The 25,535-nt window shown below is 66.2% G+C and carries 28 protein-coding genes; 8 read left to right on the top strand and 20 right to left on the bottom strand.

All coding sequences use genetic code 11. The annotated features are described in order from the left end of the window. Positions 1 to 60: 60 nt before the first annotated feature. From EBMC1_RS10110 to EBMC1_RS10100, 3 genes are read right to left on the bottom strand one after another with little or no spacing between them, the layout of a single operon-like run. Positions 61 to 1,251, bottom strand: coding sequence for a molybdopterin molybdotransferase MoeA (locus EBMC1_RS10110; RefSeq protein WP_003044584.1), 1,191 nt, complete (start codon positions 1,249 to 1,251; stop codon positions 61 to 63). After that, positions 1,248 to 1,721: a cyclic pyranopterin monophosphate synthase MoaC gene (gene moaC, locus EBMC1_RS10105; RefSeq protein WP_003044581.1), complete on the bottom strand. Its 474-nt coding sequence runs from the start codon at positions 1,719 to 1,721 to the stop codon at positions 1,248 to 1,250. The genes EBMC1_RS10110 and moaC overlap by 4 nt, the downstream gene beginning before the upstream one ends. Before the next feature lie 16 nt (positions 1,722 to 1,737). Continuing rightward, the gene (locus EBMC1_RS10100) at positions 1,738 to 2,967 is read right to left on the bottom strand and encodes a sensor histidine kinase (RefSeq protein ID WP_003044578.1); all 1,230 of its coding nucleotides are present in this window, start codon (positions 2,965 to 2,967) and stop codon (positions 1,738 to 1,740) included. 160 nt (positions 2,968 to 3,127) lie between these two features. On the opposite strand from EBMC1_RS10100, the gene EBMC1_RS10095 reads away from it, so the two are divergent. Beyond that, the gene (locus EBMC1_RS10095; RefSeq protein WP_003044574.1) at positions 3,128 to 3,541 is read left to right on the top strand and encodes a hypothetical protein; all 414 of its coding nucleotides are present in this window, start codon (positions 3,128 to 3,130) and stop codon (positions 3,539 to 3,541) included. Positions 3,542 to 3,598: 57 nt separating this feature from the next. Further along, positions 3,599 to 4,600: a fumarylacetoacetate hydrolase family protein gene (locus EBMC1_RS10090; protein ID WP_003044572.1), complete on the top strand. Its 1,002-nt coding sequence runs from the start codon at positions 3,599 to 3,601 to the stop codon at positions 4,598 to 4,600. A gap of 73 nt (positions 4,601 to 4,673) precedes the next feature. Here EBMC1_RS10090 and EBMC1_RS10085 read toward each other — a convergent pair whose 3' ends face one another. The 7 genes from EBMC1_RS10085 to EBMC1_RS10055 form a co-directional block, all read right to left on the bottom strand. Further along, positions 4,674 to 5,720 (bottom strand): type II secretion system F family protein, encoded by a 1,047-nt coding sequence (locus EBMC1_RS10085; protein ID WP_003044570.1) that lies wholly within the window; start codon positions 5,718 to 5,720, stop codon positions 4,674 to 4,676. Positions 5,721 to 5,733: 13 nt separating this feature from the next. Further along, positions 5,734 to 6,705: a type II secretion system F family protein gene (locus EBMC1_RS10080; protein ID WP_003044568.1), complete on the bottom strand. Its 972-nt coding sequence runs from the start codon at positions 6,703 to 6,705 to the stop codon at positions 5,734 to 5,736. 69 nt (positions 6,706 to 6,774) lie between these two features. Further along, positions 6,775 to 8,046, bottom strand: a complete 1,272-nt coding sequence (locus EBMC1_RS10075; RefSeq protein ID WP_003044564.1) for a hypothetical protein — start codon at positions 8,044 to 8,046, stop codon at positions 6,775 to 6,777. Continuing rightward, complete coding sequence (locus tag EBMC1_RS10070) at positions 8,043 to 8,690, bottom strand: CpaD family pilus assembly protein (RefSeq protein WP_040590037.1); 648 nt, start codon at positions 8,688 to 8,690, stop codon at positions 8,043 to 8,045. The genes EBMC1_RS10075 and EBMC1_RS10070 overlap by 4 nt, the downstream gene beginning before the upstream one ends. A 23-nt stretch (positions 8,691 to 8,713) precedes the next feature. Beyond that, positions 8,714 to 10,219, bottom strand: coding sequence for a type II and III secretion system protein family protein (locus tag EBMC1_RS10065; protein ID WP_003044558.1), 1,506 nt, complete (start codon positions 10,217 to 10,219; stop codon positions 8,714 to 8,716). Between the two features lies 1 nt (position 10,220). Further along, complete coding sequence (gene cpaB / locus EBMC1_RS10060) at positions 10,221 to 11,243, bottom strand: Flp pilus assembly protein CpaB (RefSeq protein WP_003044555.1); 1,023 nt, start codon at positions 11,241 to 11,243, stop codon at positions 10,221 to 10,223. A gap of 47 nt (positions 11,244 to 11,290) precedes the next feature. Beyond that, positions 11,291 to 11,749, bottom strand: coding sequence for an A24 family peptidase (locus EBMC1_RS10055; RefSeq protein ID WP_231292891.1), 459 nt, complete (start codon positions 11,747 to 11,749; stop codon positions 11,291 to 11,293). 124 nt (positions 11,750 to 11,873) lie between these two features. Here EBMC1_RS10055 and EBMC1_RS10050 point away from each other — a divergent pair, with 124 nt between their 5' ends. Then, positions 11,874 to 13,013 (top strand): NAD(P)/FAD-dependent oxidoreductase, encoded by a 1,140-nt coding sequence (locus EBMC1_RS10050; protein WP_003044550.1) that lies wholly within the window; start codon positions 11,874 to 11,876, stop codon positions 13,011 to 13,013. Positions 13,014 to 13,097: 84 nt separating this feature from the next. Beyond that, positions 13,098 to 13,274 (top strand): YegP family protein, encoded by a 177-nt coding sequence (locus tag EBMC1_RS18110; protein WP_003044547.1) that lies wholly within the window; start codon positions 13,098 to 13,100, stop codon positions 13,272 to 13,274. 54 nt (positions 13,275 to 13,328) lie between these two features. Here EBMC1_RS18110 and dcd read toward each other — a convergent pair whose 3' ends face one another. Then, positions 13,329 to 13,883 carry a dCTP deaminase gene (gene dcd / locus EBMC1_RS10045; RefSeq protein ID WP_003044544.1) on the bottom strand — a complete coding sequence of 185 codons (555 nt, stop codon included), beginning with the start codon at positions 13,881 to 13,883 and terminating at the stop codon, positions 13,329 to 13,331. 38 nt (positions 13,884 to 13,921) lie between these two features. Between dcd and EBMC1_RS10040 the strand changes: the two genes are divergently transcribed. Beyond that, positions 13,922 to 14,293, top strand: a complete 372-nt coding sequence (locus tag EBMC1_RS10040) for a hypothetical protein (protein ID WP_156001127.1) — start codon at positions 13,922 to 13,924, stop codon at positions 14,291 to 14,293. Here EBMC1_RS10040 and EBMC1_RS10035 read toward each other — a convergent pair. The 3 genes from EBMC1_RS10035 to EBMC1_RS10025 are packed head-to-tail and all read right to left on the bottom strand — an operon-like array spanning position 14,286 to position 15,987. Next, positions 14,286 to 14,732 (bottom strand): cytidine deaminase, encoded by a 447-nt coding sequence (locus EBMC1_RS10035; protein ID WP_003044538.1) that lies wholly within the window; start codon positions 14,730 to 14,732, stop codon positions 14,286 to 14,288. The genes EBMC1_RS10040 and EBMC1_RS10035 overlap by 8 nt on opposite strands. Next, positions 14,732 to 15,469 carry a glycoside hydrolase family 25 protein gene (locus EBMC1_RS10030; RefSeq protein WP_231292890.1) on the bottom strand — a complete coding sequence of 246 codons (738 nt, stop codon included), beginning with the start codon at positions 15,467 to 15,469 and terminating at the stop codon, positions 14,732 to 14,734. The genes EBMC1_RS10035 and EBMC1_RS10030 overlap by 1 nt, the downstream gene beginning before the upstream one ends. A 20-nt stretch (positions 15,470 to 15,489) precedes the next feature. Further along, positions 15,490 to 15,987, bottom strand: a complete 498-nt coding sequence (locus EBMC1_RS10025) for a UPF0262 family protein (RefSeq protein WP_003044535.1) — start codon at positions 15,985 to 15,987, stop codon at positions 15,490 to 15,492. Positions 15,988 to 16,115: 128 nt separating this feature from the next. Between EBMC1_RS10025 and EBMC1_RS10020 the strand changes: the two genes are divergently transcribed. Further along, positions 16,116 to 17,627, top strand: a complete 1,512-nt coding sequence (locus tag EBMC1_RS10020; RefSeq protein ID WP_003044533.1) for a replicative DNA helicase — start codon at positions 16,116 to 16,118, stop codon at positions 17,625 to 17,627. Between the two features lie 124 nt (positions 17,628 to 17,751). On the opposite strand, the gene EBMC1_RS10015 is transcribed toward EBMC1_RS10020, so the two are convergent. The 6 genes from EBMC1_RS10015 to astD form a co-directional block, all read right to left on the bottom strand. Further along, positions 17,752 to 18,540: a phosphoadenylyl-sulfate reductase gene (locus EBMC1_RS10015; protein WP_003044531.1), complete on the bottom strand. Its 789-nt coding sequence runs from the start codon at positions 18,538 to 18,540 to the stop codon at positions 17,752 to 17,754. Then, positions 18,533 to 18,958, bottom strand: a complete 426-nt coding sequence (locus EBMC1_RS10010) for a DUF934 domain-containing protein (RefSeq protein WP_003044529.1) — start codon at positions 18,956 to 18,958, stop codon at positions 18,533 to 18,535. Before EBMC1_RS10010 ends, EBMC1_RS10015 begins: the two co-directional genes overlap by 8 nt. Then, positions 18,951 to 20,585, bottom strand: coding sequence for a nitrite/sulfite reductase (locus tag EBMC1_RS10005; RefSeq protein WP_003044528.1), 1,635 nt, complete (start codon positions 20,583 to 20,585; stop codon positions 18,951 to 18,953). The genes EBMC1_RS10010 and EBMC1_RS10005 overlap by 8 nt, the downstream gene beginning before the upstream one ends. 1 nt (position 20,586) lies before the next feature. Next, on the bottom strand, positions 20,587 to 20,883 hold the full coding sequence (locus EBMC1_RS10000) for a DUF2849 domain-containing protein (RefSeq protein ID WP_003044526.1): 297 nt from the start codon (positions 20,881 to 20,883) through the stop codon (positions 20,587 to 20,589). Further along, positions 20,871 to 21,668 carry a uroporphyrinogen-III C-methyltransferase gene (cobA, locus tag EBMC1_RS09995; RefSeq protein WP_040590035.1) on the bottom strand — a complete coding sequence of 266 codons (798 nt, stop codon included), beginning with the start codon at positions 21,666 to 21,668 and terminating at the stop codon, positions 20,871 to 20,873. Before cobA ends, EBMC1_RS10000 begins: the two co-directional genes overlap by 13 nt. An 86-nt stretch (positions 21,669 to 21,754) precedes the next feature. Further along, positions 21,755 to 23,200 (bottom strand): succinylglutamate-semialdehyde dehydrogenase, encoded by a 1,446-nt coding sequence (gene astD / locus EBMC1_RS09990; RefSeq protein ID WP_003044522.1) that lies wholly within the window; start codon positions 23,198 to 23,200, stop codon positions 21,755 to 21,757. 229 nt (positions 23,201 to 23,429) lie between these two features. Between astD and EBMC1_RS09985 the strand changes: the two genes are divergently transcribed. Both EBMC1_RS09985 and EBMC1_RS09980 read left to right on the top strand, forming a co-directional pair. Further along, positions 23,430 to 24,320, top strand: coding sequence for an alpha/beta fold hydrolase (locus tag EBMC1_RS09985; RefSeq protein WP_003044520.1), 891 nt, complete (start codon positions 23,430 to 23,432; stop codon positions 24,318 to 24,320). Beyond that, a complete protein-coding gene (locus EBMC1_RS09980) occupies positions 24,317 to 25,519 on the top strand; it encodes a glycosyltransferase (RefSeq protein ID WP_003044518.1) in 1,203 nt (400 codons plus the stop codon). Before EBMC1_RS09985 ends, EBMC1_RS09980 begins: the two co-directional genes overlap by 4 nt. Positions 25,520 to 25,535 lie beyond the last annotated feature (16 nt).

Below are 25,535 nucleotides of genomic sequence, written 5' to 3'. Positions count from 1 at the left end.
GTTCTCCATGATGGCATTGCCGGACATAAGGAGAACGATAGTGGAACAGAGCGGAACTTGTCAAGCGATCGCGATATAGTTTGCAAGCTCCCCCGCTGCGCAGGGTGCCGCGCCGACATCGCGGACGATCAGCGCGTTGGCGGAGATCAGGGGTTGCGTCTGGCCACTGTCCTGTCCGTCGCAGGGGGTGAGCAGCCCCTTGTCGAGGCGCGCGCGCAAATAATCGCGCCGCGTCCCGCCGGGACCGAGTGGAACCGCGAGCGGCGCCTTTTCCAACACCGGCAACGGCGCGGCCGCTCCGGCAAGGTGGCGGACAAGCGGTAGCAGAAAGAGCGTCGCCGTGACGAAGGCCGACGACGGATTGCCCGGCAGGCCGAGCAGGATCGCGTCGCCGATCCGGCCGGCGATCAGCGGCTTGCCAGGGCGCATCGCGATCTTCCAGAAATCGAGCTGCCCGCCCGCATCTTCGAGCGCGCCGCGGACATGGTCGTGATCGCCCACCGACGCGCCGCCAACGGTGACGATGACATCGTGCCGCCGCGCCATATCGCCCAGGATATTGGCGAGAACGCCGCGGTCGTCGCGCACGCGTAGCGGCAGTGTGACATCGGCGGGTTCGGCGGCGAGCATTGCGGCGAGCATCGTGCCGTTGCTGTCGGGTATCTGGCCGGGCGCGAGCGCACGCCCGGGCGCCACCAGTTCGTCGCCTGTCGTCAGGATCGCGACGCGCGGGCGCCCCCCGACGATCAGATCGCCCGCACCGCCCATGATGGCCGCGGCGAGCGCCCCGGGGGCGAGGCGGCATCCTGCCTTGAGCAAAGGCGCGCCCGCGGCAAAGTCGCTTGCCCGGGCGCGGACATGGCGTCCCCGCGATGCGGGTCCATCGCCGGTGAGCGTCAGGCGCGCGCCGTCGGCGATGACATCTTCCTGCACCACCACCGTATCGGCATTGTCGGGCAGCATCGCGCCGGTGAAGATGCGGATCGCTTCGCCGGGGCCGAGCGCGCGGCTAGGGGCAGTGCCGGCGGCGACTTCGCCGGCAATCGTCCACGGGCCGGGCAGATCGGCAAAGCGGATCGCATAGCCGTCCATCGCCGACAGGGGCGCCGCTGGCTGGTCGCGTCCGGCGACGACGTCCTGCGCAAGATAGCGTCCGGCGCATTGCGCCACGCCAATATTGTCGGCACCGAGCGGCGGCTTCAGCGCGAGCAGCCGCGCCTGGGCCTCTTCGACCGCGAGCAGCGCGCTCATGCGGCGCGCCAGTCGCCCGACCGGCCACCGCTCTTTTCGAGCAGGCGGATATCGCCGAGGACCATCGCGCGGTCGAGCGCCTTCGCCATGTCGTAAAGCGTCAGTAGCGCGACCGACGCGGCGGTCAGCGCTTCCATCTCGACCCCCGTCGGCCCGGTCGTCGCGGCGGTCGCGCGGACCGCAATGCCATCGGCCTCCCAGTCGAATTCCACGGCGACGCTGGTCAGCGCCAGTGGGTGGCAAAGCGGGATCAACTCGGCGGTGCGCTTGGCCGCCATGATGCCGGCGATGCGCGCAGTCGACAGCACATCGCCCTTGGGCGCGTTGCCGGCGCGGATCGCGGCGAGCGCTTCGGGCGCCATCGCGATGCGACCGCCGGCGACGGCGCGCCGCCCGGTCGCGGCCTTCGCGCCGACATCGACCATATGCGCTGCGCCGCTTTCGTCGAGATGCGTTGGCCGGTTCGTCATCGGTGCAGTCCCTTCGTCAATGCGCTTCGGACAGCGGAAAGGACACGGATACGCGCGTGCCCTTGCCGACTTCGCTTTGAATATCGAGTTGGCCGTTATGGCGTTCGCTGATGTGCTTGACGATCGCGAGCCCCAGGCCGGTGCCGCCGACCGAGCGGCTGCGCGCTTCGTCGACGCGGTAGAAGCGTTCGGTGAGGCGCGGAAGATGATCGGGCGCGATGCCTTCGCCTTCGTCCTGGACCGACAAACGGACGCGGCGGCCCTCGCGCGTCAGTTCGACCGTCACCGGCGTGCCGGGGCGGCCGTATTTCATCGCGTTGGAGACGATATTGTGGACGAGCTGGCCGAGCTGCGCCGCGTCGCCCAGCACCGGCTGCGCTGCATCGCCGAGGCGATCGGCAATGTCCTGCGGCCGCGCCTCTGCACTGTCCTTCATCTGCGCGAGCGTATGGCGGACGATGGCGGCGAAATCGACCGGGGTGGTCGGGCGGCGGAAGCGATCGGCTTCGACGCGCGAGATCGACAGCAGGTCGATGACAAGCTGCTGCATCCGCCGCGCCTCGCGCTCGATGATCGCGAGGAAACGGTTGCGCGTCGGCGCATCGGCCTCGTCGTTCATGTCTTGCAATGTCTCGACATAGCCGAGGATCGCGGCAAGCGGCGTGCGCAGTTCGTGACTGGCGTTGGCGACGAAATCGGACCGCATGCGGTCGGCGGCATCGATCGCCGAGCGGTCGGACAAAAAGATGATGCGGCCGCCGTGCGACAGCGTCGCGATCCGCATCGTCCAGCGCTGGCCGGGCCGCGGATAGTCGGCAAGATCGACCGTCATCGCGCCCGTGTCGACGTCGCCAGCCGACAGCCATTCGGCCGCCACCGGATGGCGGATCGCGGTGCGGATGTCGGCGCCGACGATGTGGCGCCCGAGCAGGCGGACCGCGGCATCGTTGGCGATGGCGACGACATTGTCGATTACCCCCAGCACCGGTTCGCGCTCCTGATCGGCCCAGCGGGTGAAATCGGGATGGCGCAGCAGCAGCGGCGGTTCGACGGGGACGGGAGAGGCGACGGCAGGCGGCGCGGCGGCAGGCGGCGGCTGCGCGCCATAGACGATGACCGCGCCGAGCGCTCCGGCGAGCGCCAGGATCGCGATCGAGGCGAGGTCGCCGCCGACAAGCGCCGCGAAAATCGCCGCGACGGCGACAAGCGTCAGCGCCGCAACCAGGCTGGACAGGCGGTCGAACATCGACGCTGCGCCTCGCACGAAGCGGCGCGGCGCGCAAGGCGCTTCGCGGGGCGGTGCATCGGGTTACCATCGCGGCGCAGCCTGTCCCAAAGCGGGAAGGGCGCGGGAGGCGGCCGGTCTTTTGCTTTTCCTAAAGGCTTCACTGGTTTAATGCGCGGCCATGGAAGACAGCGACATCCCGACCGAAGTGCCCGCGACCGGCGACGAAGCCGTTCCCTCGCGGCGCAAGATGCTCGCGCTCGGCGCGGTCGGCGTGTCGGCGGCGCTGACCATCCGCCCCGCCTTTGCACAGACCGCGGTATCGGTGATGAACTGCCAGATTCCGGTCCCCGACGCGTCGGCCGCCGGCCGCTACATCGACGCCGCCGGCAAGCTTGTCCCGCCGGGGACGCAGGGGGCGTTTCCGGGCGCACCGCGGCCGTTCACCGGCGAGGAAGTGAAGCGCGCCTTTCGCGGCCAGACGCTGCCAGGCACCAGCTACAACCAGTCGCAGGCCTATCTGCAATATATCCGGCGCTTGCAGGCGGGGCAGAGCGGCTTTACCTGTTTCGCATCCATCCAGATGCCGCGCTGATCGTCGCTCCCCCCTTTGCGATGATGGTTCGCCGGCATCGCAGACAAAGGGACAGATGTGAAACTAGCTTCGCTGAAAGCCGGGCGCGACGGCCGACTCGTCGTCGTTTCGGACGACCTCGCCTGGTATGCCGATGCGACCCATATCGCGCCGACGCTGCAGGCGGCGCTTGACGACTGGGCGGAAACGGCGCCGCGGCTGAAGGCGCTTGCCGAAGATATCAATCACGAGGCGATCCCGCGCGAGCGCTTTCACGAGCGCGACGCTGCATCGCCGCTGCCGCGCGCCTATCAATGGGCCGATGGCAGCGCCTATGTGAACCATGTCGCGCTGGTGCGGCAGGCGCGCGGCGCCGAAATGCCCGAAAGTTTCTGGCACGATCCGCTGATGTATCAGGGCGGCAGCGATGCCTTTCTGGCGCCGCGCGATCCGATCCCGCTCGGCGATCCGGCGTGGGGCTGCGACATGGAGGCCGAGGTGGTGGTCGTCACCGGCGACGTGCCGATGGGCGTCGGTGCCGAAACGGCGCGGAGCCACATTCTGCTCGTCGGCCTGACCAACGACGTGTCGCTGCGCGGGCTGATCCCTGGCGAACTGGCCAAGGGCTTCGGCTTTTTCCAGTCGAAGCCGTCGAGTGCGATGTCGCCGGTGTTCGTTACACCCGACGCGCTCGGCGACCGGTGGCAGGACGGCAAGCTGCACGGCACGCTGTGCGTCGACCTCAACGGCCAGCCGCTCGGCCGCGCCGATGCCGGCGTCGACATGACCTTCGACTTCGGCCAGCTGATCGCCCATGCCGCGAAAACGCGCGACCTGCGCGCGGGGACGATCATCGGATCGGGGACGGTGTCGAACCGCGACGCCGATGGCGGACCCGGCAAACCGATCGGCGAGGGCGGACTCGGCTACAGCTGCCTTGCGGAAGTGCGGACGGTCGAGACGATCCGCGACGGCGAGGCGAAAACCCCCTTCATGCAGACGGGCGATACGGTGCGGATCTGGATGGACGACGAGCGCCACCACAGCATCTTCGGCGCGATCGAACAGACGGTCGCCTGACGCGCCGGCGGCAAAAAAGAAGGGGCGGGAATGATCCCGCCCCTTTTTTGTTGGGTTTGCGATGCGGCGTCCGTCAGGGCTTGCCGCCGCCGAGGCTGCCGCCCGACATCGCATCGCTGAGCGAGCAGGCCGCCGGGCCCAGGATGACGATGAACAGCACCGGCAGGATGAACAGGATCAGCGGTACCGTCATGATCGCGGGCAGGCGCGCGGCCTTTTCTTCGGCGCGCATCATGCGTTCGTTGCGGAATTCCGCCGACAGGACACGCAGCGCGCTGGCCAGCGGCGTCCCGTATTTTTCGGTCTGGATCATGGTCGTGACCACGCCCTTCACCGATTCGAGGTTCACGCGATACGCCAGATTTTCAAACGCTTGCCGCCGCTCGGTCAAAAAGCCGAGTTCGATCGAGGTCAGCGCGAATTCCTCGCCCAGTTCGGGATAGGCACGGCCGAGCTCCTTCGACACGCGGGAAAAGGCCGAGTCGACGGTCAGACCCGCTTCGGCGCAGATGACCAGCAGGTCGAGCGCGTCGGGAAGGCCTTTGCGGATCGCGTCGGTGCGCTTTTGCCGCTTGTTCTGGATGAACAGGTCGGGCGCCTTGTAACCGAGGATGAGCATGGCCATCGTCGCGCCCGAACGCTTGAACGGCGTCAGGTCGGGCCACATGTCGACCCAATAGATGAGCAGTGCCGCGATGCCGCCGAAGACGATCGGCAGGACGAGGCGGCCGAAAATGACCGCGACGGCCAGATCCTTCGACCGGATGCCGGCCTGCGCCAGCTTTTGCTGCACTTCCTTGATCTGGCTGTCCTGCAGCACCTGCAGCTTGCCGAGGAAGGTGCGCATCTTGTCGGCGGTATGGTTCTTGCGGACGAGGCGCGCGCGGCGCTTGGCGGTCGAGGCGGTGATGCCGGCCTTCAGCTGTTCGCGGCGATCGTTGAGCGCCTTCACGCGCTTCGCCATCGGGTCGCGAACGGTCAGCGCGCCGTAAATGGCCACCATGACCGCGAAGATGCCGACCGCAACGAGCATGGTCGAGGCCCAGACGACGTCGACGCCCAATAGGGTCGGGCCGGGCTGCGCTCCGGAGAAGGCGGTGAGGAGGAGGGTGCTGTTCATGCTGCGTCCTTCCTCAGATTTCGAACGAGATCATGCGCGACATGATGAAGGCGCCGATGCTCATCCACACCAGACCGCCCAGGCCAGCGACGATCAGCCGCTGTTCGAAGAAGAAGCCCTGAAGATAGCCGGGGTTCATCGACCAGACGACGCCGAAGACGAAGAACGGCAGGGCGCCGACGATATAGGCCGAAGCCTTGGCTTCCGACGACATCGCCTTGATCTTCAGCTTCATCTGCGCGCGCTTGCGCAGCACGTCCGACAGATTGGCCAGCGTTTCGGCAAGATTGCCGCCCGTTTCGCGCTGGATCGCGATGGTGATGCAGAAGAACTGGAATTCGGGCGTGCCCAGCATTTCTGCCGATTCCTGCAACGCCTGTTCCATCGTATTGCCGATGCGGATGCGTTCGACGATCCCGCGAAACTCCTCGCCGACCGGGCCGGGGAGTTCCTGGCTCACCACCTGAAAGGTTTCGGTCACGGGAAGACCAGATTTCAGACCGCGGACGAGCAGGTCGATCGCGTCGGGAAAGCGGGCGTTGAATTGGAGGACGCGCTTCTTGATGATCCGCCCGACCACCATATGCGGAAGCCCAACCCCGGCGAGCAGCCCGAACATCAGCGCCAGCATGAAAGGCGCACGCACGGACAGCATGCCGCCCGCCACGACGACGAACAATGCCATCGACGCGAACATATATTTGCTGAGCGTCCAGCCCTTGCCGGTCCGGCGAAGGCGCAGTTCCATCAATTCGCGCCGCGGCATCAGGCTGCTGATGCTGGTGTTGCCGCTATTGCCAGCGGCAGCGATCGTCTTGCGCATCTGGGCCGCGACGACCGCCTCGGTCGAGGCCGCGTGGCGATCCTTCACCGACGACAGGCGGCGGGCCTTGGCCTTGCCGGCAGAAGGTCCGGCAAAAGCCAGCGCCAGCATGCCGACCGCCAGCAACGCGGCGCCGAATGTTAGGATGATTGGCAGGTTCATGATCGCCCTTTGCCCCGTTCCCGCTGTGGCCGCGGCGGCGGCCGGCCTGCGCCGGCCCCCGTCACGTGCTTATTTCGCGCCTTTTTTGACGAGCGTACCCAGGCCGCCCAGCTTGCCGAGCAGCGAACCGCCCGACTTGCCTTTCGCCGGTGCCGCCGCCTCTTCGGCTTCGGCATCGGCTCCGTCGAGGACGACGCGCGTCAAATTGGTCCAGACCTGGCTCGCCTTCGTTCCCTTGCACGCTTCGGCATAGGATTTGCCGAGCTTGGCCGCCTGCGCGACAAGCTTGGGGTCGAAGGGGACGACGACGTCGATTGCGCGTTCGATCGACGATTCGAACTCCTTGCGCGACAATTCGCCGATCGTGGTCTGGAACTTGTTCGCGACGAGCACGACGCGCGCGCCCGGCACATTCTGCTTGAACCACGACAGGAGACGGATCGTATCGCGCGCCGAAGCCAGCGTGACGTCGGTGACGAGCAGGATCGTTCCGCATTCCGACACGAGGTGCGGGAAGGGGATCAGAACCTGACGCGGAATATCGACGATCGTCATCTCGAACGCGTTCCGCAGCTCTTCCTCGAGCTGATAGAAGGCCGAACCGTCGGTCATCACCGGCTGGTGGATCGGCGCTTCGGCCGACAGCAGGCTGAGCTTGTCCGAAGCGCGCACCATGGCGCGTTCGATGAACAGCCCGTCGATACGGCTCGGATTGTCGATCGCGTCGATCAGCCCGCGACCGGGCTCGAGATCGAGCGTCAGCGCACCGGTGCCGAAATGCACGTCGAGGTCGAGCAGCGCGGTCTGGCGGTCGGCCTGTTCGCTGATCGCCCAGGCGAGCGAGGTCGACACCATCGAGGCGCCGACGCCGCCGCGCACGCCGACGACCGCCATCATGTGGTGCGGTTTGTCGTCATGCATGTCGGCATGCTTGGGGGCCGAAAGGATCGCCTGCGCATTGGTCAGCGCGTCGCGGACCTGATCGAGCGACAGCGGTTTCAGGAGGTAATCCTGAATGCCGCTCGACAAGAGATCGCGATAGAGGCGAACGTCGTTGACCTGGCCCGCCGCGATGACGACGGTGCCGGGTTCGCAGACTTCGGCCAGCGCGTTGATGTCGTTGATCGGATCGCCCGATTCGGACATGTCGACGAACAGGATGTTCGGGCTCGCCGAGACCGACAGCGACTGCACCGCGTTGCGCAGGCCGCCCTTGTTGCACTTCTCGATAGGCCAGCCCATGTCGGCGGCGGCGACGCGGATCAGCTCCAGCGTATCGTCGTCGCACACAAAGGCGTTGAACGGGTCACGCAGCCCGGCTGCTTTGAAAGGCGCGTTCACTGGCTTCCTCCGCTGTTGCTGGTCGCCTGTCCGCGCAGATCGCCTGCGCCCGTCGGCGGTTTGTCGCGATAGGTCTTGATCGCGCGGGTCGCGGTCGTCGGATCATTGTCGCGCTCGCTGGTGCCCTTGATCAGATCGTTGGGATCGGCGACCATCGCGGCCAGATTGCTGTTCGTCGCGCAGCCATAGTTGGCCGAGGTCGCGTTATTGACGTTGATCGCCGAACGGCTCGACCAATTGGGGCAGCTCGGCACCGAAGCCGACGCCCGCGTCACGATCACGCGAACATAGCCCGGCGCGACCGCGCCCGTCGTCACCGGCACATCGCCGCTGAGAAGCAGGCCGCGGCGTTCGACCATTTCGCGGATCGTTTCCTTCGCGCCGCTGCTGCCATAGGCCGACGGGTCTTCGATCGCGATGCGATCGCCGTAACGGACGTTCATGGCATCGAGCCAGCCCTGCAGACGGCCTTGCTCGCTGGGGGCAAGGTCACCGCCCGCCGCCGCGACGTCGAACTGATAGATATCGTTGCGCACCACCGGCTGATGCACCGATTCAAGGCTGCGATTGCTGTTCGCGGCACCCGCGCAGCCGGCGAGAGTGGTTGCCAGCGCCAGGACGGTCCAAGTTGCGATTTTCTTCATCACGTTGCTCCTGATTGCCAGCATCACTTCTTGAGGTTGAAGCCGGGCGCCGCATCGGGCGAACCCGCGCGCGGCCGGTCGGCATCGTTCACCGACGTTTCAAGGCGCGGTTTGGGACGATCGCCGCCCGTCACGCCATCGGTCTGCTGGTTGAGCAGCAGGCGCTGAAGTTCGTTTGCGTCCTGATAGCCATCGGTCGGCAGCTTGATCTCGTTCGCCGACACCGGCTTGACGAGATAGGGCGTCACCACGATCACCAGTTCGGTTTCACCGCGGCGGAAGCTGTCCGATTTGAACAGCATGCCCAAGATCGGCACGTCGCCGAGGCCCGGCACCTTGTCGATGGCGCCGATCGAACGGTTGTTCATCAGGCCGGCGATCATGAAGCTTTCGCCCGACCCGAGCTCAACCGTCGTTTCGGCGCGGCGGATCGTCAGCGCGGGGATCTGGAACCCGTCCATTTCGATCGCGCCTTCGGTCGACAGTTCCGACACTTCGGGACGGACGCGCAGGCTGATGCGGCCATTCGACAGCACCGTCGGCGTATAGGCCAGGCTGACGCCATATTTGCGATATTCGATCGTCGTGCCGGCGAAGTTGCCGGGGATCGGGATCGGAAATTCGCCGCCCGCCAGGAAGTCGGCGGTTTCGCCCGAAATCGCGGTCAGGTTCGGCTGTGCCAGCGTGACGACCATGCCCGACCGTTCGCCGAGATCGAGCGAGGCCATCAGGTCCATGCCGAACAGGCGGCCGGCGGCGCCAAAGCTGTTGGTGCCGGCGGGAACGGTGAAATTATAGGCCGTCGTACCGGGCGCAACCGGCGGATCGCCTTCGCCCGGATAGAGGATCGAGCCCGGCGAGCGGCCGCGCACGATGCTGCCGAGGAAGCCGTTGCCCATCGCCCCGTCGCGATCGCGCGACAGCACGTTGCCGTTGATTTCCTTGACGAGCGTGCGGTTCACTTCGGCGATGCGGACCTGCAGATTGACCTGCAGCGGCGTCGCGGTGCGCAGGCGCGACAGCACCTTCGTCTGTTCGCCGACAAACGCCTGGACGAGGCGTTCGGCCTCGGCCGCATCGTCGGGCGACTGGACCGTGCCGGTCAGCAGGACGAAGCCGTTCATCGTGTTCGACTGGATCTTCGCGTCGGGCATGGCGAGCGACAGCATCTGGTCGATCGTTTCGATATTGTTGCCGACACGGGCGACCGTCGAATAGACGACGCGGCCGTTGCCGTCGGTCGCATAGATGCTCGTTTCACCCGGCGCCTTGCCGAAGATGTAGAGCTGGCGCGACGAGCGGACCTGAACGTCGGCAACCTGGTCGTTGGCGACGAAAACGTCCGACATTGCTGCCGGCAAGCTGACCAGGCGGCCGCGGCCGACCGACAGGTCGATGCTGCTGCTGGCGTTCTGAATGGCCTGCGCAACGGCTTGCTGCGCCGGGGCGGAGATCAGCGTCGCTGCAACCAGGCCGACGGCCAGGGTGCGGGCGAGGGCCGCCGCCTTGAAATTGGCTTTGCTGTGCATCTTACTTACCCCCAACCGGAACTGCGGTCACTTTGTCGCCACGGGTCACGCGGACCACCGGGCCGATCGGCACGGCGGCGGCCTGCGGGCTGCCGGCTGCGATCGGCATGCCGGCGGGCGGGCGTGGCGCCGAGACGCGGCCGCTGACTGGCACCCAGAAGCGCGAAACGTCGCCGCCCGTGGTCGCGGTGCGCGACGCGGTCGGACGACCGGCCGCATCGGCCATCATCCGGCGCTCGGCGGCGCTGCCGCCCTTGGTCGGCACATTGACGTCTCCCGACGCGATTGCCGCTTCGAGTTCGCCGGTGTTTTCGGCGAGCGGACGCAGCGCGAGCGAGAGCTTGCCCATATTTTCGGCGACCGCGATGCGTTCGGCGATGTCGGGCGTTGCTTCCAGCGTCACCGAGCCGAAGGTGCGCACCGGCGTCTTGCCGGTTTCGTCTTCGGCGTCGTAGCGCTGGTCGGTGGCAAGGACGCGGACGTTCCGCACGATGGTTTCAGCCGTGTAGAGCTGGTCGTCGGGATAGGAGCTTCCCTCCTTGACCGCGATCGTCTGCGCGAGCAGCACGTCGACGCGGTCGCCCGGGAAGACGAAACCGGCAACGCCCTGTTCCTGCGAAACCTTGACCGTGACGGCGCGCATGCCCGGTGCGAGAGCGGCGGCGAGGAAGCCGCGGTCATCTGGATGGACGAGCGAGCCCTGGGTCAGCGGCTGACCGGCGGTGATCGGGTAGCGCACGACGGTGCCCACCAGCGTATTCACGTCGGTCTTGTCCTTCAGGAAGTAAGCCTTCTCGACCAACTCCTTCGGCCACGGCTGATAGCGGAAGCTGTCGGGGCCGATGATCGTGCCCGTCGGCAGCTGCCGCGTCGCGACGAGGATCATGGGGCCGTTGATTTCGGGCGCCGCAGCTGCGCGCGCCGTCGGTGCGGAGGAACCCCGCATCATCTGGTTGACCCCGAACGCCGCGCCGATCGCAATGATCAGCGCGCCGACGATCAGCATAATCTTTCGCGTATCCATGACGGTTTTTCGCCTCCTACACCCACCGGACGCGGGGATGCTTGCCCTCAGGTCGATCCGATAAACTGAAACTGGTTAAGATAGTGTTGGTGAAGCGCCCAAAGGCCCCCGGCGGCGATCGCGAGCCCGTAGGGAACCTCTATCGCTTTGTCCGAAGGACGAATTTTGGACTGAATCAGCATCACAGCCGACAGGATTCCGCCCCCGATCGCCATGATGGTCAGCATGGGAAAGTACAAATAAAGCGGAATCCAGAGCATCACGGCGCCGATCATCTTCACATCGCCGCCGCCCATCGCTCCCAGAGCGAAGAGACCGGCGAACACCGCGAAGACCGCAAAGGCGGCGCCGAACTGCATCGGCATGTCGGGCCAGAATGCCATGCCCGACACGATCCAGAAGGGGATAGCGAAGAGGGCGATGGTCGCATTGAGGCCGTTCGAGATGGTGCGCGAGCGCAGGTCGCTGACCGCCGCGGCGATCATCAACAAGGCGAGCAGCCCCATCAGGCCCAACGCGATGATTTTCTGGTCCATGCCGCCGCTGTAGCGACTATGGCTTATCAAATAGTAACCATGAGTGTGCGCCCGCCGGGTTGCATTCCGCGGGCCAGCGGATATGCGGCGTCGCATGTCCGACCCGCGCCCTTCCTCGACCGACGTGCTGATCGTCGGCGCGGGCATCGCCGGTGCAAGCGTGGCCGCCGCGCTGGCGCCGCACCGCCGCGTGCTGATGGTCGAGGCCGAGGAGGCGCCCGGCTATCATGCGACGGGCCGGTCGGCGGCCTTCTGGCACGAAAGCTATGGCGGGCCCGGCGTACAGCCCTTGTCCGCCGCGTCGTTCGATGCGCTGGCCCGGCCCGCACCCGATTTTTCCGACAAGCCCTTCCTCACGCCGCGCACCGCGCTGACCATCGGTCGTGGCGGCGCGGAGGCCGCGGTGGTCGACGTCTTCGTTGCTGAATTTCGCGCCAAGGGAGTCGCGGTCGACCGCTTGGGGTTCGATGCGATGGCGGCGCTGATACCCGATCTGCGCCCCGAATGGACCGCTGCCGCTTATGAAGCGGCATGCAGCGACATCGATGTCGGCGCGCTGCACGCGGCCTATCTGCGCGCGGCGAAGCGCGGTGGGGCGGCGCTTGCAACGCGCGCGCGTTTCGACGGTGCGCGCCGGGTCACCGGCGGCTGGGAGGTCAGCGTCGGGGGCGAAACACTGCACGCCGAGCTGATCGTCGATGCCGCGGGCGCATGGGCCGATATGATTGCCGCACGCTGCGGGATCGCGCCGGTCGGCATCCAGCCCTATCGCCGGACCGTGGCGCAGCTTCGCCTCGACGTGCCCATCACCGCTGACTTGCCACTGATCGTCCATGTCGGCGGCGACTTTTATTTCAAGGGCGCCGGAGAGGGGCGCGTCTGGCTGAGCCCGCACGACGAGACGCCGTCCGAGCCGTGCGATGCCGCGCCCGAGGAGTGGGACGTGGCGGTCGCGATCGAACGGATGCAGTCGGTGGTCGACTGGCCCGTCGCCGCGGTCGAGCGCAAATGGGCCGGGCTGCGCAGCTTCGCCCCCGATCGCCTGCCGGTCTTCGGCGCCGACCCGGCCGAGCCCGCTTTCATCTGGTGCGCGGGGCAGGGCGGTTTCGGCATCCAGACGTCGCCCGCGATCGGCGCACTGCTCGCCGCACAGCTTGGCGCGCCGGCGCCGGGCGGGGCGATCGGCGCGGTCGATGCCTTCGCCTATGCGCCGGGCCGGTTCGGCGCGCGCTGATACTCGGCGCTTGCGCGCGCAAATCAGGGGTTTAGGATGCGGGAGCCGCGTCGCCCGTGGCGCGGCTGACCAGTGGAGGTACCCGTGGCCCATTATTTCGAGATCAAGAAGAACAAGGCCGGCGAGTTCGTCGCCTATTTCAAATATAACAGCGAAACGATCTTCTGGACCGAAGGCTATAGCAGCAAGGTATCGGCGAAGAACGCCATCGAGTCGATCAAGAAGAACGGCCCTGCCGCGGAAACCCGCGAAGCCGAATGATCCCGGCGGCGCGGGCGCACGCAGCGCCCGCGCCAGCTGGTACGCGCGAGCGATCTACAGCTTGGGCAGCGTCACGCCCTGTTGCCCCATATATTTGCCGGCGCGGTCGGCGTAGCTCGTCTCGCACGGTTCGTTCCCCTGCAGGAACAGGAACTGGCACGCGCCTTCGTTGGCATAGATTTTGGCGGGCAGCGGAGTGGTGTTCGAAAACTCCAGCGTCACATGCCCCTCCCAACCCGGTTCGAGCGGGGTGACGTTGACGATGATACCGCAGCGCGCATAGGTCGATTTGCCGAGGCAGATGACAAGGACGTCGCGGGGGATGCGGAAATATTCGACCGTCCGGGCGAGCGCGAAGCTGTTCGGCGGGATGATGCAAACATCGGTTTCGCGGTCGACGAAGCTGTTCGCGGCGAAATCCTTGGGATCGACGACCGCGCTGTCGACATTGGTGAAAATCTTGAATTCGGGCGCGACGCGCGCGTCATAGCCGTAGGAGGAGAGGCCGTAGCTGATGCAGCCGTCGCGCCGCTGCGCCTCCACGAAGGGTTCGATCATGCCCTGCGTCCGGGCGGCTTCGCGAATCCATTTGTCGGAAAGAATTGCCATGGCTAAGCCTCTAATCATTTCCTGCATGCATTGGGAAGATGGCTATGCCGATCCAATCCAAAGGTATTCCTGCATTGAGTGCAATGGTCCGTCAAAATGGGGCCGATCGGACTCAGGCCATTCTGCATTTGACGTTGTTTCTGTCCAGCGCGGGCTTTGAGATGGAATTTGTCGAAAACGACACAGGAAAGACCGAGGCAAAGTTTAAGCGAGATGGTGCTTGGCCATATGCTTTCATTGTCAACAGGGATAATCTCTTGTTTTATCTGAGAGATGTGACGGCGGGTGTTGTACCCGATCCGCCGTCTGTTCCTGTGGAGCAAGGCAAAAGTAAGGAGAGGTTGGTCAGGATCGCAACACTCCATGAAGCCGAACAGCTTACCGGTTTTCTTGCTCCGTTTATCAAATGAGCCCCAGATCCTTCGGCCCGAAGGCGGCGGGGAGCAGTTCGCTGAGGCGATAGGTGGTGACCGCGCTGCCGTCGCCCGAAGCGCAGTGGACCAGGATATCGGTTTTCGACCGTTCGGCGGCCTCGTTCAATATCTGGCGGCAGCGGCCGCAGGGGTTGACCGGATCGCTGCCGATCAGTGCATCGCCCTCGGGGCGCCCGCCGATGATGGCGACTTCGGCGAGTTCGCCGATCCAGCCTTCGTTGGCGATCTTGGCGACTGCGGTGGTCTCCGCGCAGAGCGTCAGACCGTAGCTCGCGTTTTCGACATTGGCACCGGTCACGACATCGCCGTTTTTCAACAGCAGCGCGGCGCCGACATGAAAGCCCGAATAGGGGGCATAGGCGCGGCTCGCGGCGTCGCGCGCGGCATCGATCAGGGCATCGCGGGTGTCGGTCATTATTCCTGTCCTTCGGGTCGCAGCACGTTCCAGCCCACCGTTCCGCCGGCGCCGGTCAGCCGGACATAGTCGTTCGCCTGCCACATCGCCCAGGGGTGGGCGCCATAATCGGGTTCGAAAAAGTCGCGGCGCAGCCAGGTCGTGCGGGCAATTCCGGCGGTGACGCGATAATCGGCCTCGAAGGCGGGGCCGGGCGCGATCACGCTGCGCTTGCCCGTATGCGCCTCGATCTGCGCGAGGAAGGTCGCAAGTTCGCTGAGCAGCAGCGCGCGCGTCGGCCGGTCGGGGCAGCGGTCGTCATAGTCGAGCCATACCACCGGCGGCAGCGCATCGGCGCGGCGCGCGACGTGGCGGATGAAATTGGCCGCCTGGTCGGTTGCCAGCTTGCACAGGCTGTAGCGATGGATCGCGCCCACCTGCACGCCGACGACGCGCGCCTGCGCGGCGTTGCGGGCATATTGCGGATCGATGCCGTCGGCGCCGTCGGTCGCCATGACATAGGCGAAATCGGCGCCCGCCGCCTTGATCGAGCCCCAATGGACCTTGCCATTGTCGGCGGAGATGGTGACGCCCTGAATCGGATAGAGCGCGCGGTCGGGCGTCCAGCGCGCCGCCCACCACAGCGCAAGACCCGCGAGCAGCAGGATCAGGACGAGTCCGCCGCCGATCCGGCGCGCCAGCCGCGCGGCGCGTGTCCGCCAGTCGGACAGGCCTTTCGCTGCGGTTCTGCCCTTCATTTTTGCCCCGGCGCGCATCGTCATCCCTTGATGTGGAGGACGCAGATCAGCGTGAAGAGACGGCGCGCGGTGTCGAAATCGACCGCGATCTTGCCATCGAGCCGGTCCATCAGCATTTCGGCGGCCTCGTTGTGCAGCGCGCGGCGCGCCATGTCGACGGTCTCGATCTGCTGCGCGGTAGAGGTCTTGATTGCCTGATAATAGCTGTCGCAGATCGCGAAATAGTCGCGGATCGGACGGCGGAAGCGCCCGAGGCCCAGGATTACCGCTTCGAGCGGCGAGCCGTCCTCGCGGCTGATCTCGAAGATCAGGCGGCCGTCCTCGACGCGGAGCATCAGGCGATAGGGGCCGGCATAGCCATCGGGGTGGCCGCGCTGCGGCACGAACTTGTTGTCCTCGATCAGATCGAAGATTGCGACGCGCCGCTCCTGTTCGACATCGGGGTTGCGCCAGACGATCGAACCCTCGTCGAGCTCTACCGAGATGATGCGCTGTTTCGATGGGTCGGCGTCGGTCATGCTGTCCGTGCTTCTACTTGGCCGGGCGCGAAGGGCAAGGGCGACTTATTCACAGCATTCCACAGTTATGATAGGTTGATCGATATCGTCGATTGCGCCCGCCGCGCCTTCGACGCATGAAAGCTGCCATGCCCGAGCTTGCCCTTTTTCCTGCCCCGGTTCCCGCCGGGGACGAACGCCAATTGCCCCGCAATATCGAGGCCGAGGCCGCCTTTCTGGGCGCGATCCTGATCGATAACCGAGTCGTCGAGGATTTGCCCGTGCAATTGACTGCGGCGCATTTCTTCGAACCGCTGCATGGCCGCATCTTTGGGCAGGCGATGGCGCTGATCGAGCGCAACAGCATCGCGACGCCGGTTACGCTGAAGCCCTTTTTCGAAAATGACGAGGCGATGAAGGCGGTCGGCGGGGTGGGCTATCTGGCGCAACTGACCGGCAGCGGCGCGGGCCTGATCGGCGCGCGCGACTTCGCCCGGCAGATTTTCGACCTCGCGCTGCTGCGCGAACTGGTTGGCGTCGGGCGCGGACTGGTCGAGGGCGCGCTCGACACGAGCGAAAGCGTCGATCCGCACGCGCAGATCGAGGAAGCCGAAACCGCGCTCTACCGCGTCGCGGGCGGCGAGGCCGAAATGGGGTCGGTCAAGAGCTTCAGCACCGCGAGCCTGACCGCGCTGCAAGCCGCCGAGCGCGCGCTCAATTCGGGCGGCCATCTGTCGGGGATCACGACAGGCATCGGCAGCATGAACGCCAAGATCGGCGGCATGCACAATTCGGATTTGATGATCCTCGCGGGCCGTCCGGGGATGGGCAAGACCTCGCTTGCGACCAATATCGCCTATAATGCCGCCGAACGCTGGCGGCGCGACGAGGAGGACGGGATTCCGCCCGAAAAGAATATGGGCGCCAAGGTTGCCTTCTTCAGCCTCGAAATGTCCGCCGACCAGCTCGCGACGCGCGTGCTGGCCGAACAGTCGGGGGTGTCGGGCGAGGCGCTGCGCATGGGCAAGATCAGCAAGGAGCAGTTCCAGCAATTGTCGCGCGCCGCGCAGGCGCTGCAGACGCTGCCGCTGTTCATCGACGATACCCCCGGCCTGACGATCGCGAGCCTGCGCACCCGCGCGCGCCGCCTGCAGCGCCGCCACGGCATCGGCTTCATCATCGTCGACTATCTGCAACTGCTGCAGGGGTCCTCGAAGAGCGGCGACAATCGCGTGCAGGAAATTTCGGAAATTTCACGCGGATTGAAAACGCTGGCGAAAGAGCTTCACGTTCCGGTGATGGCGCTGTCGCAGCTCAGCCGTCAGGTCGAAAGCCGCGAGGACAAACGGCCGCAGCTCTCCGACCTTCGCGAATCGGGCTCGATCGAGCAGGACGCCGACATGGTGCTCTTTGTGTTCCGCGAGGATTATTATGTCGCGGCGCGCGAGCCCAAGCGCCCGGTCGAGGGCGACGATATCAAGATCCACGCGGCGCATGAGGAATGGGCCGCCGAGATGGAGCGTGTTTTCGGCCTCGCCGAGGTGATCGTCGCCAAATCGCGTCACGGCTCGACCGGCAAGATTCGCCTGCACTTCGAGGCGAAGACGACGAAGTTCAGCGATCTGGCGGACGACAGCCAGGCCTATGCGGATTATGAGTAGATAGCCGTGCCCAGTGCCCCTGCGAAGGCAGGGGCCCATCACGAGGTTTTGCAATCAAAAGCCTGCGTCTGGCGAAGGGGCAGGAGATGGGCCCCTGCCTTCGCAGGGGCACGCGGGTCTGTTCTCAGAACGCGGGATCGTTCGCCGGATTGTCGTCGATCGGCGTCACCGCTTCGTGGATACCGCATTCGGTCTTGTCCCAGCCGCGCCAGCGGCCTGCGCGCGGGTCTTCGCCCGGTTTGACCTTCGAGGTGCAGGGCGAGCAGCCGATCGAGGGATAGCCCTCTGCCTCAAGCGGATGGCGCGGCAGGTCGTGCTCGGCGAAATAATCGTCGAGCATTTCGCGCGTCCAGTTGGCGAGCGGGTTGAATTTCAGGCGGCCGGTGTTGCCGTCGAGCTCGAAGCGCGGCAGGCCGGTGCGCGTCGACGACTGGAAGCCCTTGCGGCCGGTGATCGACGTGTCGAAATCGGCGAGCGCCTTTTCGAGCGGTTTGACCTTGCGGATTTCGCAGCAGCCGTCGGGATCATACGACCAGCGCAGTTCGGTCGCGTCCTTTTCGGCGAGTTCGGCGGCATCGGGCGTGAGATTGACGAGATTGAGGCCGAGCCGCGCGGCAAGTTCGTCGCGATAGGCCAGCGTTTCGGGGAAATGCTTGCCCGTGTCGAGGAACAGCACCGGCATGTCGGGCGCGACGCGCGTCACGAGATGGAGCAGCACCGCGCTTTCGGCGCCGAAGCTCGACACGATCGCGGTGTCGCCGATCAGCCCCGCGCCGATCACGCTCGCAACCGCCTCGCCCGCGTCCTGGCCGCGGAAGAGGTTGTTGAGGCGGATGACGTCGGCCTGCGTAAAGCGCGGCGCCACGTCGATCCGGTCGCGCGTGCGGTCTTCCGGCGCGGATTTGCTAGCCATGCCGCAGCTTCCAGATCGGCACCGCGCCGTCCGCGGCGTGCTGATAGACATTCGGGTAGCGGCTGAGCGTCGCATCGACGTCGGCGCGGTTGAGCCCCGCCTGCGGCGCGAAGCTGTCGAAGCCGCAGCGGCGCATGAAGGCGACGAGGTCGACGAGCACGTCGCCTTCGGCGCGCAGTTCGCCTTCATAGCCCGCTTCGCGCAGCACGCGCGCGGTCGAGAAGCCGCGCCCGTCGCGAAAGCGCGGGAAGGAGACTTCGACGAGCTTCACGCGCGCGAGATGCGGGATCAGGCGGCGTGGGTCGTCGCCCGCCTCGATCCGCACCGCGCTCGCGGCCGGCTGTTCGAGGAAGGCGTCGAGCGAAACCGCGGGTTCCTCGACCAGGTCGTCGTTCCGGAAACGCAGGGCGTCAGCCATAAATAGCCTCCTTGAAGGGGTCGAGACCGACACGGCGATAGGTGTCGAGGAAACGCTCGCCGGGTTCGCGCAGCTCGCGATAGCGTTCGACCGCGCGCTCGACCGCATCAACGACGCCGTCTTCGTCGAAGCCGGGGCCTGTGATCTTCGCCTGCGTCGTGTCCTCCGCGCCCGATCCGCCGAGCAGCAGCTGGTAATTTTCGGTGCCCTTGCGATCGACGCCGAGGATGCCGATGTGGCCGGCATGATGGTGGCCGCAGGCGTTGATGCAGCCCGAAATCTTGATCTTGAGCTCGCCGAGGTCGAGCTGGCGGTCCATGTCGGCGAAACGCTGCTGGATCTTCTGCGCGACCGGGATCGAGCGCGCGTTGGCGAGGGTGCAATAGTCGAGACCGGGGCAGGCGATGACGTCGGTGACGAGATCGAGGTTCGCATCGGCGAGCCCCGCTTCGTGCAGCGCTTGCCACACCGCGTAGAGATCCGCCTTGCGGACGTGCGGCAGGACGAGGTTCTGCGCGTGCGTCACGCGCACATCGTCGAAGCTGTAGCGTTCGGCGAGGTCGGCGACGACCTCCATCTGCTCGGCGGTGACGTCGCCGCCGATGCCCGCGATCGGTTTCAGGCTGATGTTGGCGATCGCATAGCCCGGCGCCTTGTGCTGGATGACCTGCTGGTCCACCCACAAAGCGAAATCGGGGTCCGTGCGGTCGATCTCTTCGGACAGCCCCGTCTCGAACGGCGGCGGAGTGAAATAGGCCGCGATGCGGTCATATTCAGCCTGCGGGAAGTCGGTGCCCAGCGTCAGGAAATGCTCGAACGCTTCCTCGACCTGGCGGCGGAATTCCTCTTCGCCCAGATCGTGGACCAGGATCTTCATCCGCTGCTTGTGGATATTGTCGCGCCGCGCGTGCATGTTCCACACGCGCAGGATCGCCTGGATATATGAGAATATCTGCGCCGCGGGGCAGAAGTCGCGGATCTTGTAAGCGATGAAGGGGGTGCGCCCCATGCCGCCGCCGGCATAGACTTCGAAGCCTTCCTCGCCCGCTTCGTTGCGGACGATGCGCAGCGCGCAGTCGTGCCAGCGCAGCGCCGCGCGATCTTCCTGCGACGAAATGACCGCGATCTTGAACTTGCGCGGCAGATAGCTGAATTCGGGGTGAAAGGTCGTCGCCTGACGCAGCAGTTCGGCCCACGGGCGCGGGTCGCAAATCTCGTCGGCGGCGGCGCCCGCATATTGGTCGGCCGAGATGTTGCGGATGCTCTCGCCGCTCGTCTGGATCGCGTGCATCTCGACCGTCGCCAGTTCGGCGAGGATGTCGGGCGCTTCCTCCAGCTTGATCCAGTGGTACTGCAGATTCTGCCGCGTCGTGAAATGGCCGTAGCCGCGGTCATATTTGCGCGCGATCTCGGCGAGCTTGCGCAGCTGGCGCGAATTGAGCGTGCCATAGGGAATGGCGACGCGCAGCATATAGGCGTGAAGCTGGAGATAGAGGCCGTTCTTCAGCCGCAGCGGCTTGAACTGGTCGTCGTTCATCTCGCCCGCGATGCGGCGGCGCGTCTGGTCGCGGAATTCCTCGACGCGCGCGTCGACCATCGCCTGGTCGTACTGGTCATATTTATACATGTCAGATCACCCAATCGCCGGACGCGGGGTCAGCCGGTTTCAGTGTCAGGTCGGGGCGCACGGTCGGGCCCAATGCGCGGATGCGGTCCTTGATGTGCGCGGGGCGCGGCCCCTTGCCGGTTTCGACCGCGTCGATGATGTAGCCGCCGTTGACCCGGCGCGCGCCATCCTCGGCGGTCAGGATCGCCTCGCCCTGCTCGCCGACGTCGGCGGCGTCCTCGACATGGAGCGACCAGTCGCGCCCCGTCCACCAGATGACGGCGCCTGTTTTCAGGTCGTTGCCGGTTATGATTCGCATGAAATATCCTTCAGTGAGGCGGAAATTCCGGGGGCGCCGAGGCAGTCGAGCGCGTCGGCGCGCGCCGCGACCTTGCCGACGATGATCAGCGCCGGGCTTTGCACCTTCTCGCGCGCGACGAGGTCGCCGAGATCGGTAAGCAAAGTGCGGAGCACGCGCGCGTCGGCCGTCGTGCCGCGCTCGACGACCGCGACCGGAAGGCCCGGCGAGACGCCGTCGGCGATCAGCTTGTCGGCGATGGCGCTCGCGGTCGCGAGCCCCATGTAGATGACGAGCGTGCGGCCGTGGCCGGCAAGGCCCGACCAGTCCTGATCGGATAGGTCCTTGCACTGGCCCGCAACGAAGCTGACCGCGCTTGCATCCTCGCGGTGGGTGAGCGGGAGGCCCGCCTGCGCGGCGCAGCCCGCAGCCGCGGTGATGCCGGGAACGACCTCGACCGCGATTCCCGCTGCGCGCGCGGCATCGAGTTCTTCGCCGCCGCGGCCGAAAATGAAGGGATCGCCGCCCTTCAGCCGAACGACCTGCTTGCCGCTCTGCGTCTCGCGGACGATCAGCGCGTTGATCAGGTCCTGCTTCATCGTGTGGCGGCTGCGCTGCTTGGCGACGCTGATCCGTTCGACATGCGGCGGGATCAGCGCGAGCACGCCCGCGCCAACCAGCCCGTCATGAACGACAAGATCGGCGCTTGCCAGCAGGCGCGCGGCGCGCAGCGTCAGCAGGTCGGGATCGCCCGGCCCGGCACCGACGAGCCACAGCTTGCCCGCCAAAGAAGGTTGCTTTTCCATGCGACCCTAAATGGTCGGCGGGCGCCGGAATCGCAAAACAGGCTTTGTTGGCGAGGGTGAAGCTAAAATTGCCCCGGATCTGGCGGTCAGAGATATTTCTTCGTCACCAGCTTCGGCGTGTCGTCGTCGCGCAGGCCGACCCCGATCGAAGCGCGCAGCGCGTCGCTTTCGGAACTGGCGACCGGATAGGCGCAATAGTCGGCGGCATAAAAAGCGCTCGGCCGGTGATTGCCCGACAGGCCGACGCCGCCAAAGGGCGCGGCCGAGGAGGCGCCGTTGGTCGGGCGGTTCCAGTTGATGACGCCGGCGCGGGCATTCGCCCAGAATTGGTCGTAAAGCTGCGGTGTCCCACCGATTAGCGCCGCGGACAGGCCGAAGGCGGTGTTGTTTGCTTCGGCAATCGCGGCTTCGAAACTGTCGACGCGGATCACCTGGAGCAGCGGTCCGAACAGTTCGATATCGGGGCGTTCGGGCATCGCGGTGACGTCGATGATACCGGGGGTAAGGAAGGGGCGGTTCGCATCGGGCCGCGTCATGTGGCGGATCACCTGGCCGCCGTTCGACATCAGGATCAGAAAGCTTTCGGTCAGTCCGTCGGCCGCCTCGTTGTCGATTACCGGCCCCATATAGGGGGCAGGGTCGGCGTGGGGATGACCGACGATCAGCCGTCCCGCGAGCGTCTTGACCTCGGCGAGCAGTTGGTCGGCCAGATCCTGTTTGACGATCAGCCGCCGGGCATTGCTGCACCGCTGGCCCGCGCTCAGGAAGGCGGACTGGACGACGATCGTTGCCGCGGTCGCGATGTCGGCGGTGTCCCAGACGACGATCGGATTGTTGCCGCCCATTTCGAGCGCGACGATCTTGCCCGGCTGATCGGCGAACTGGCGGTTGATCGCGACCCCGGTGCGCGCCGACCCGGTGAACAGCAATCCGTCGATGCCGGGATGCGCGGCCAGCGCCTTGCCCGCGTCGGGTCCGCCGATGACGAGCCGCACGACCTCTTCGGGAACACCGGCGCCGTGGAGCAGTTCGACAAGTCGCGCGCCAACCGCAGGGGTTTTTTCCGACGGTTTGAACAGCACCGAATTGCCGGCGATCAACGCCGGCACGATATGGCCGTTCGGCAGATGCGCAGGGAAATTATAGGGGCCAAGGACGGCAAGCGCGCCGTGCGGCTTGTGGCGCACCGCGTTGCGCAGCCCCATCGCGCCTTCGATCCGGCGGTTGGGGGTGCGTTCGGCATAGGCCTTGATCGAGATATCGACCTTGTTCGCGACCGATTCGACCTCGGTCCGCGCTTCCCACAAAGGTTTGCCGGTCTCGCGCGCGATCAGATCGGCGAGCTGTTCGCCATCGGCCTTCACCCGGTCGGCAAAGCGGCGCAGCGTTTCGGTGCGGAAGGTGACGGGCTTCGCGGCCCAGGCGGGCCAGGCGGCGCGCGCGGTTGCAACTTCAGCGTCGATGTCACTGATACGGCCGCGCCATAATTCGGCGCCGGTTGCCGGCTCGAAGGACAGAAGGTCTTCGCTCATCCCCGTTCCCCCGTCGATTTGGGCGCGCAAAGGCGCCAGTGCGCTCGATCATTGGGGGGCGGCAAAAGCATTGTCGCCCTCTTATCTGCGAAAGCGTACGGCGGCAACCGCGATAGGCCCGGCAACAGCGAAAGCGGGCCGATTGACACGGGCGCGACAGGGTGGCTTGCACCGGCGCGCGCGGTTCGCGATAGAGGCGGATAGTATCGGCTTAAGGGGACGGGCGATTTTGGCGCGACAGGATGCACGGCGCGAATGGAGCGATCACTATTGGTGGTCGGCCGATGGCGTTCGCCTGCACGCGCGCATCTATGACGGACCCCCGACCGCGGCGGAGGCGCCGCCAATCCTGTGCATGCCCGGCTTGGCGCGCAACGCCCGCGATTTCGAGGCGCTCGCACCGCATATGGCGGCGCAGCGGCGCGTGATCGTGATCGAATTCCGCGGGCGGGGCGAGAGCGCCTATGCCAAGGATCCGATGACCTATGTCCCGCTGACCTATGTCCAGGATGTCGTCGCGCTGCTCGACGAGCTGGCGATCGCGCGTTTCGCGACGGTCGGCACGTCGCTCGGCGGGCTGGTGTCGATGTTCCTTGCCGCCAGCCTGCCGGGGCGGCTTGTCGGCGCCGTACTCAACGACGTCGGACCCGAACTCGAGGCGGCAGGGCTCGATCGCATCCGCGACTATATCGGAGCCGGCGGCAGCCAGCCGACGTGGATGCACGCGGCGCGCGCTTATGCCGAGCTCAACGCCGCGGTTTATCCGGACTATGACATTCACGACTGGCTGCGCATCACCAAGCGGACCCACCGGCTGACTCCCGAAGGACGCATCGTCACCGATTACGACAAGCAGATTGCGGCGCCGCTGCGCCTTGCCGGCGATCAGGAGGGTATCGACCTGTGGCCCGCCTATCGCGCGCTTGGCGATGCACCGGTGCTGATCCTGCGCGGCGCGCTGTCGGACATTCTGGCCAAGCAGCCCGCCGCAAAGATGCAGACGGCGCTGGCCCATGCGACGCTGGTCGAGGTTCCGGGCGTCGGTCATGCGCCGACGATGGACGAGCCCGCGGCGCGGGCGGCGATCGACGCCTGGATCGCGGCGCTTCCCGCCGCGTGACCGAAGTCGGCGCGATCGAGGAGCGGGAGCATCCCGTCCGCATCCTTCACCTTCATTCGAGCTTTTCGCTCGGCGGCAAGGAGGCGCGCGCGGTTCGCCTGATGAACCTGATGGGCGACCGGGCGCAGCACACGATCCTCTCCGCGGTCCCCGATGCGCTCGGCGCGCGCGATGCGATCGATCCGGGGATTGACGTCAGCTTTCCGACCGATGCGCCGCCGCTGGCCGGGCGGCCGTCGCTGGCGCGTTTCCGCGATCTTGCGACCTATATCTACCGCTTCGACCTGGCGCTCAGCTATAATTGGGGCGCGATGGACGGGGTGATGGCGCACCGGCTCTACTGGCATCGCTGGTGGTATCAGATGCCGCCATGCCTGATTCATCATGAGGACGGGTTCAACGAGGACGAAAGCGTCCGGCGCAACTGGAAGCGCAACCTCTATCGCCGCTATGCGCTGCGAAACGCCGCGGGGGTCGTCGTGCCTTCAACGCTGCTCGCCGGGATTGCGGTGGACGAGTGGAAACTGCCGCCCGATCGCATCCATCTGATTCGCAACGGAATCAACGTCGCGGCCTATGCCGCCGCGCCATCGGTGCCCATCCCGGGCTTCGTCCGCCGGCCGGGCGAGGTGGTGATCGGGACGGTAGCGGGGCTACGCAAGGTCAAGGATCTGCCGCGCCTCGTGCGCGCCGTTGCGGCGCTGCCGCCGCATGTGCGGCTGGTAATCGTGGGGGAGGGGCCTGAGCGCGCGGCGATCGCCGCCGAGGCGGCGGCGTGCGGCATGGCCGACCGGCTGGTGCTTGCGGGATTCATGCCCGAACCGGCGCAATGGATCGGTCATTTCGACCTGCTCGCGCTCTCGTCGCGGAGCGAACAGGCGCCGATTGCGGTGATCGAGGCGATGGCGGCGGGCCTGCCCGTCGTCAGTCCGGCGGTCGGCGATGTGACGGCGATGGTGGGCGAAGCTAACCGCCCGTTCATCGCGGCGGACGAGACGAATTTTCGCGCCGCGCTGGCGCGCCTTGCGGACGATGCGGCGTTGCGCGCAGCGGTGGGTGCGGAGAATCGGCGCGTTGCCGCCGAGCGCTTCACCGAATCCGGGATGGTCGCGGGCTATCAAAGCCTCTATGCTCGCGCGCTGGAAGGATATGACGTTTTTACGGGGCGTTTCCTGGGGTCGGACCCCGCCTTCGATTGACAAAGGCGGTCCGGTT

Origin of the sequence: Sphingopyxis sp. MC1 (assembly GCF_000371385.1) — a bacterium.
GTDB classification, from domain to species: Bacteria; Pseudomonadota; Alphaproteobacteria; order Sphingomonadales; family Sphingomonadaceae; genus Sphingopyxis; species Sphingopyxis terrae.
This window is presented reverse-complemented; position numbering and strand designations above follow the sequence as displayed.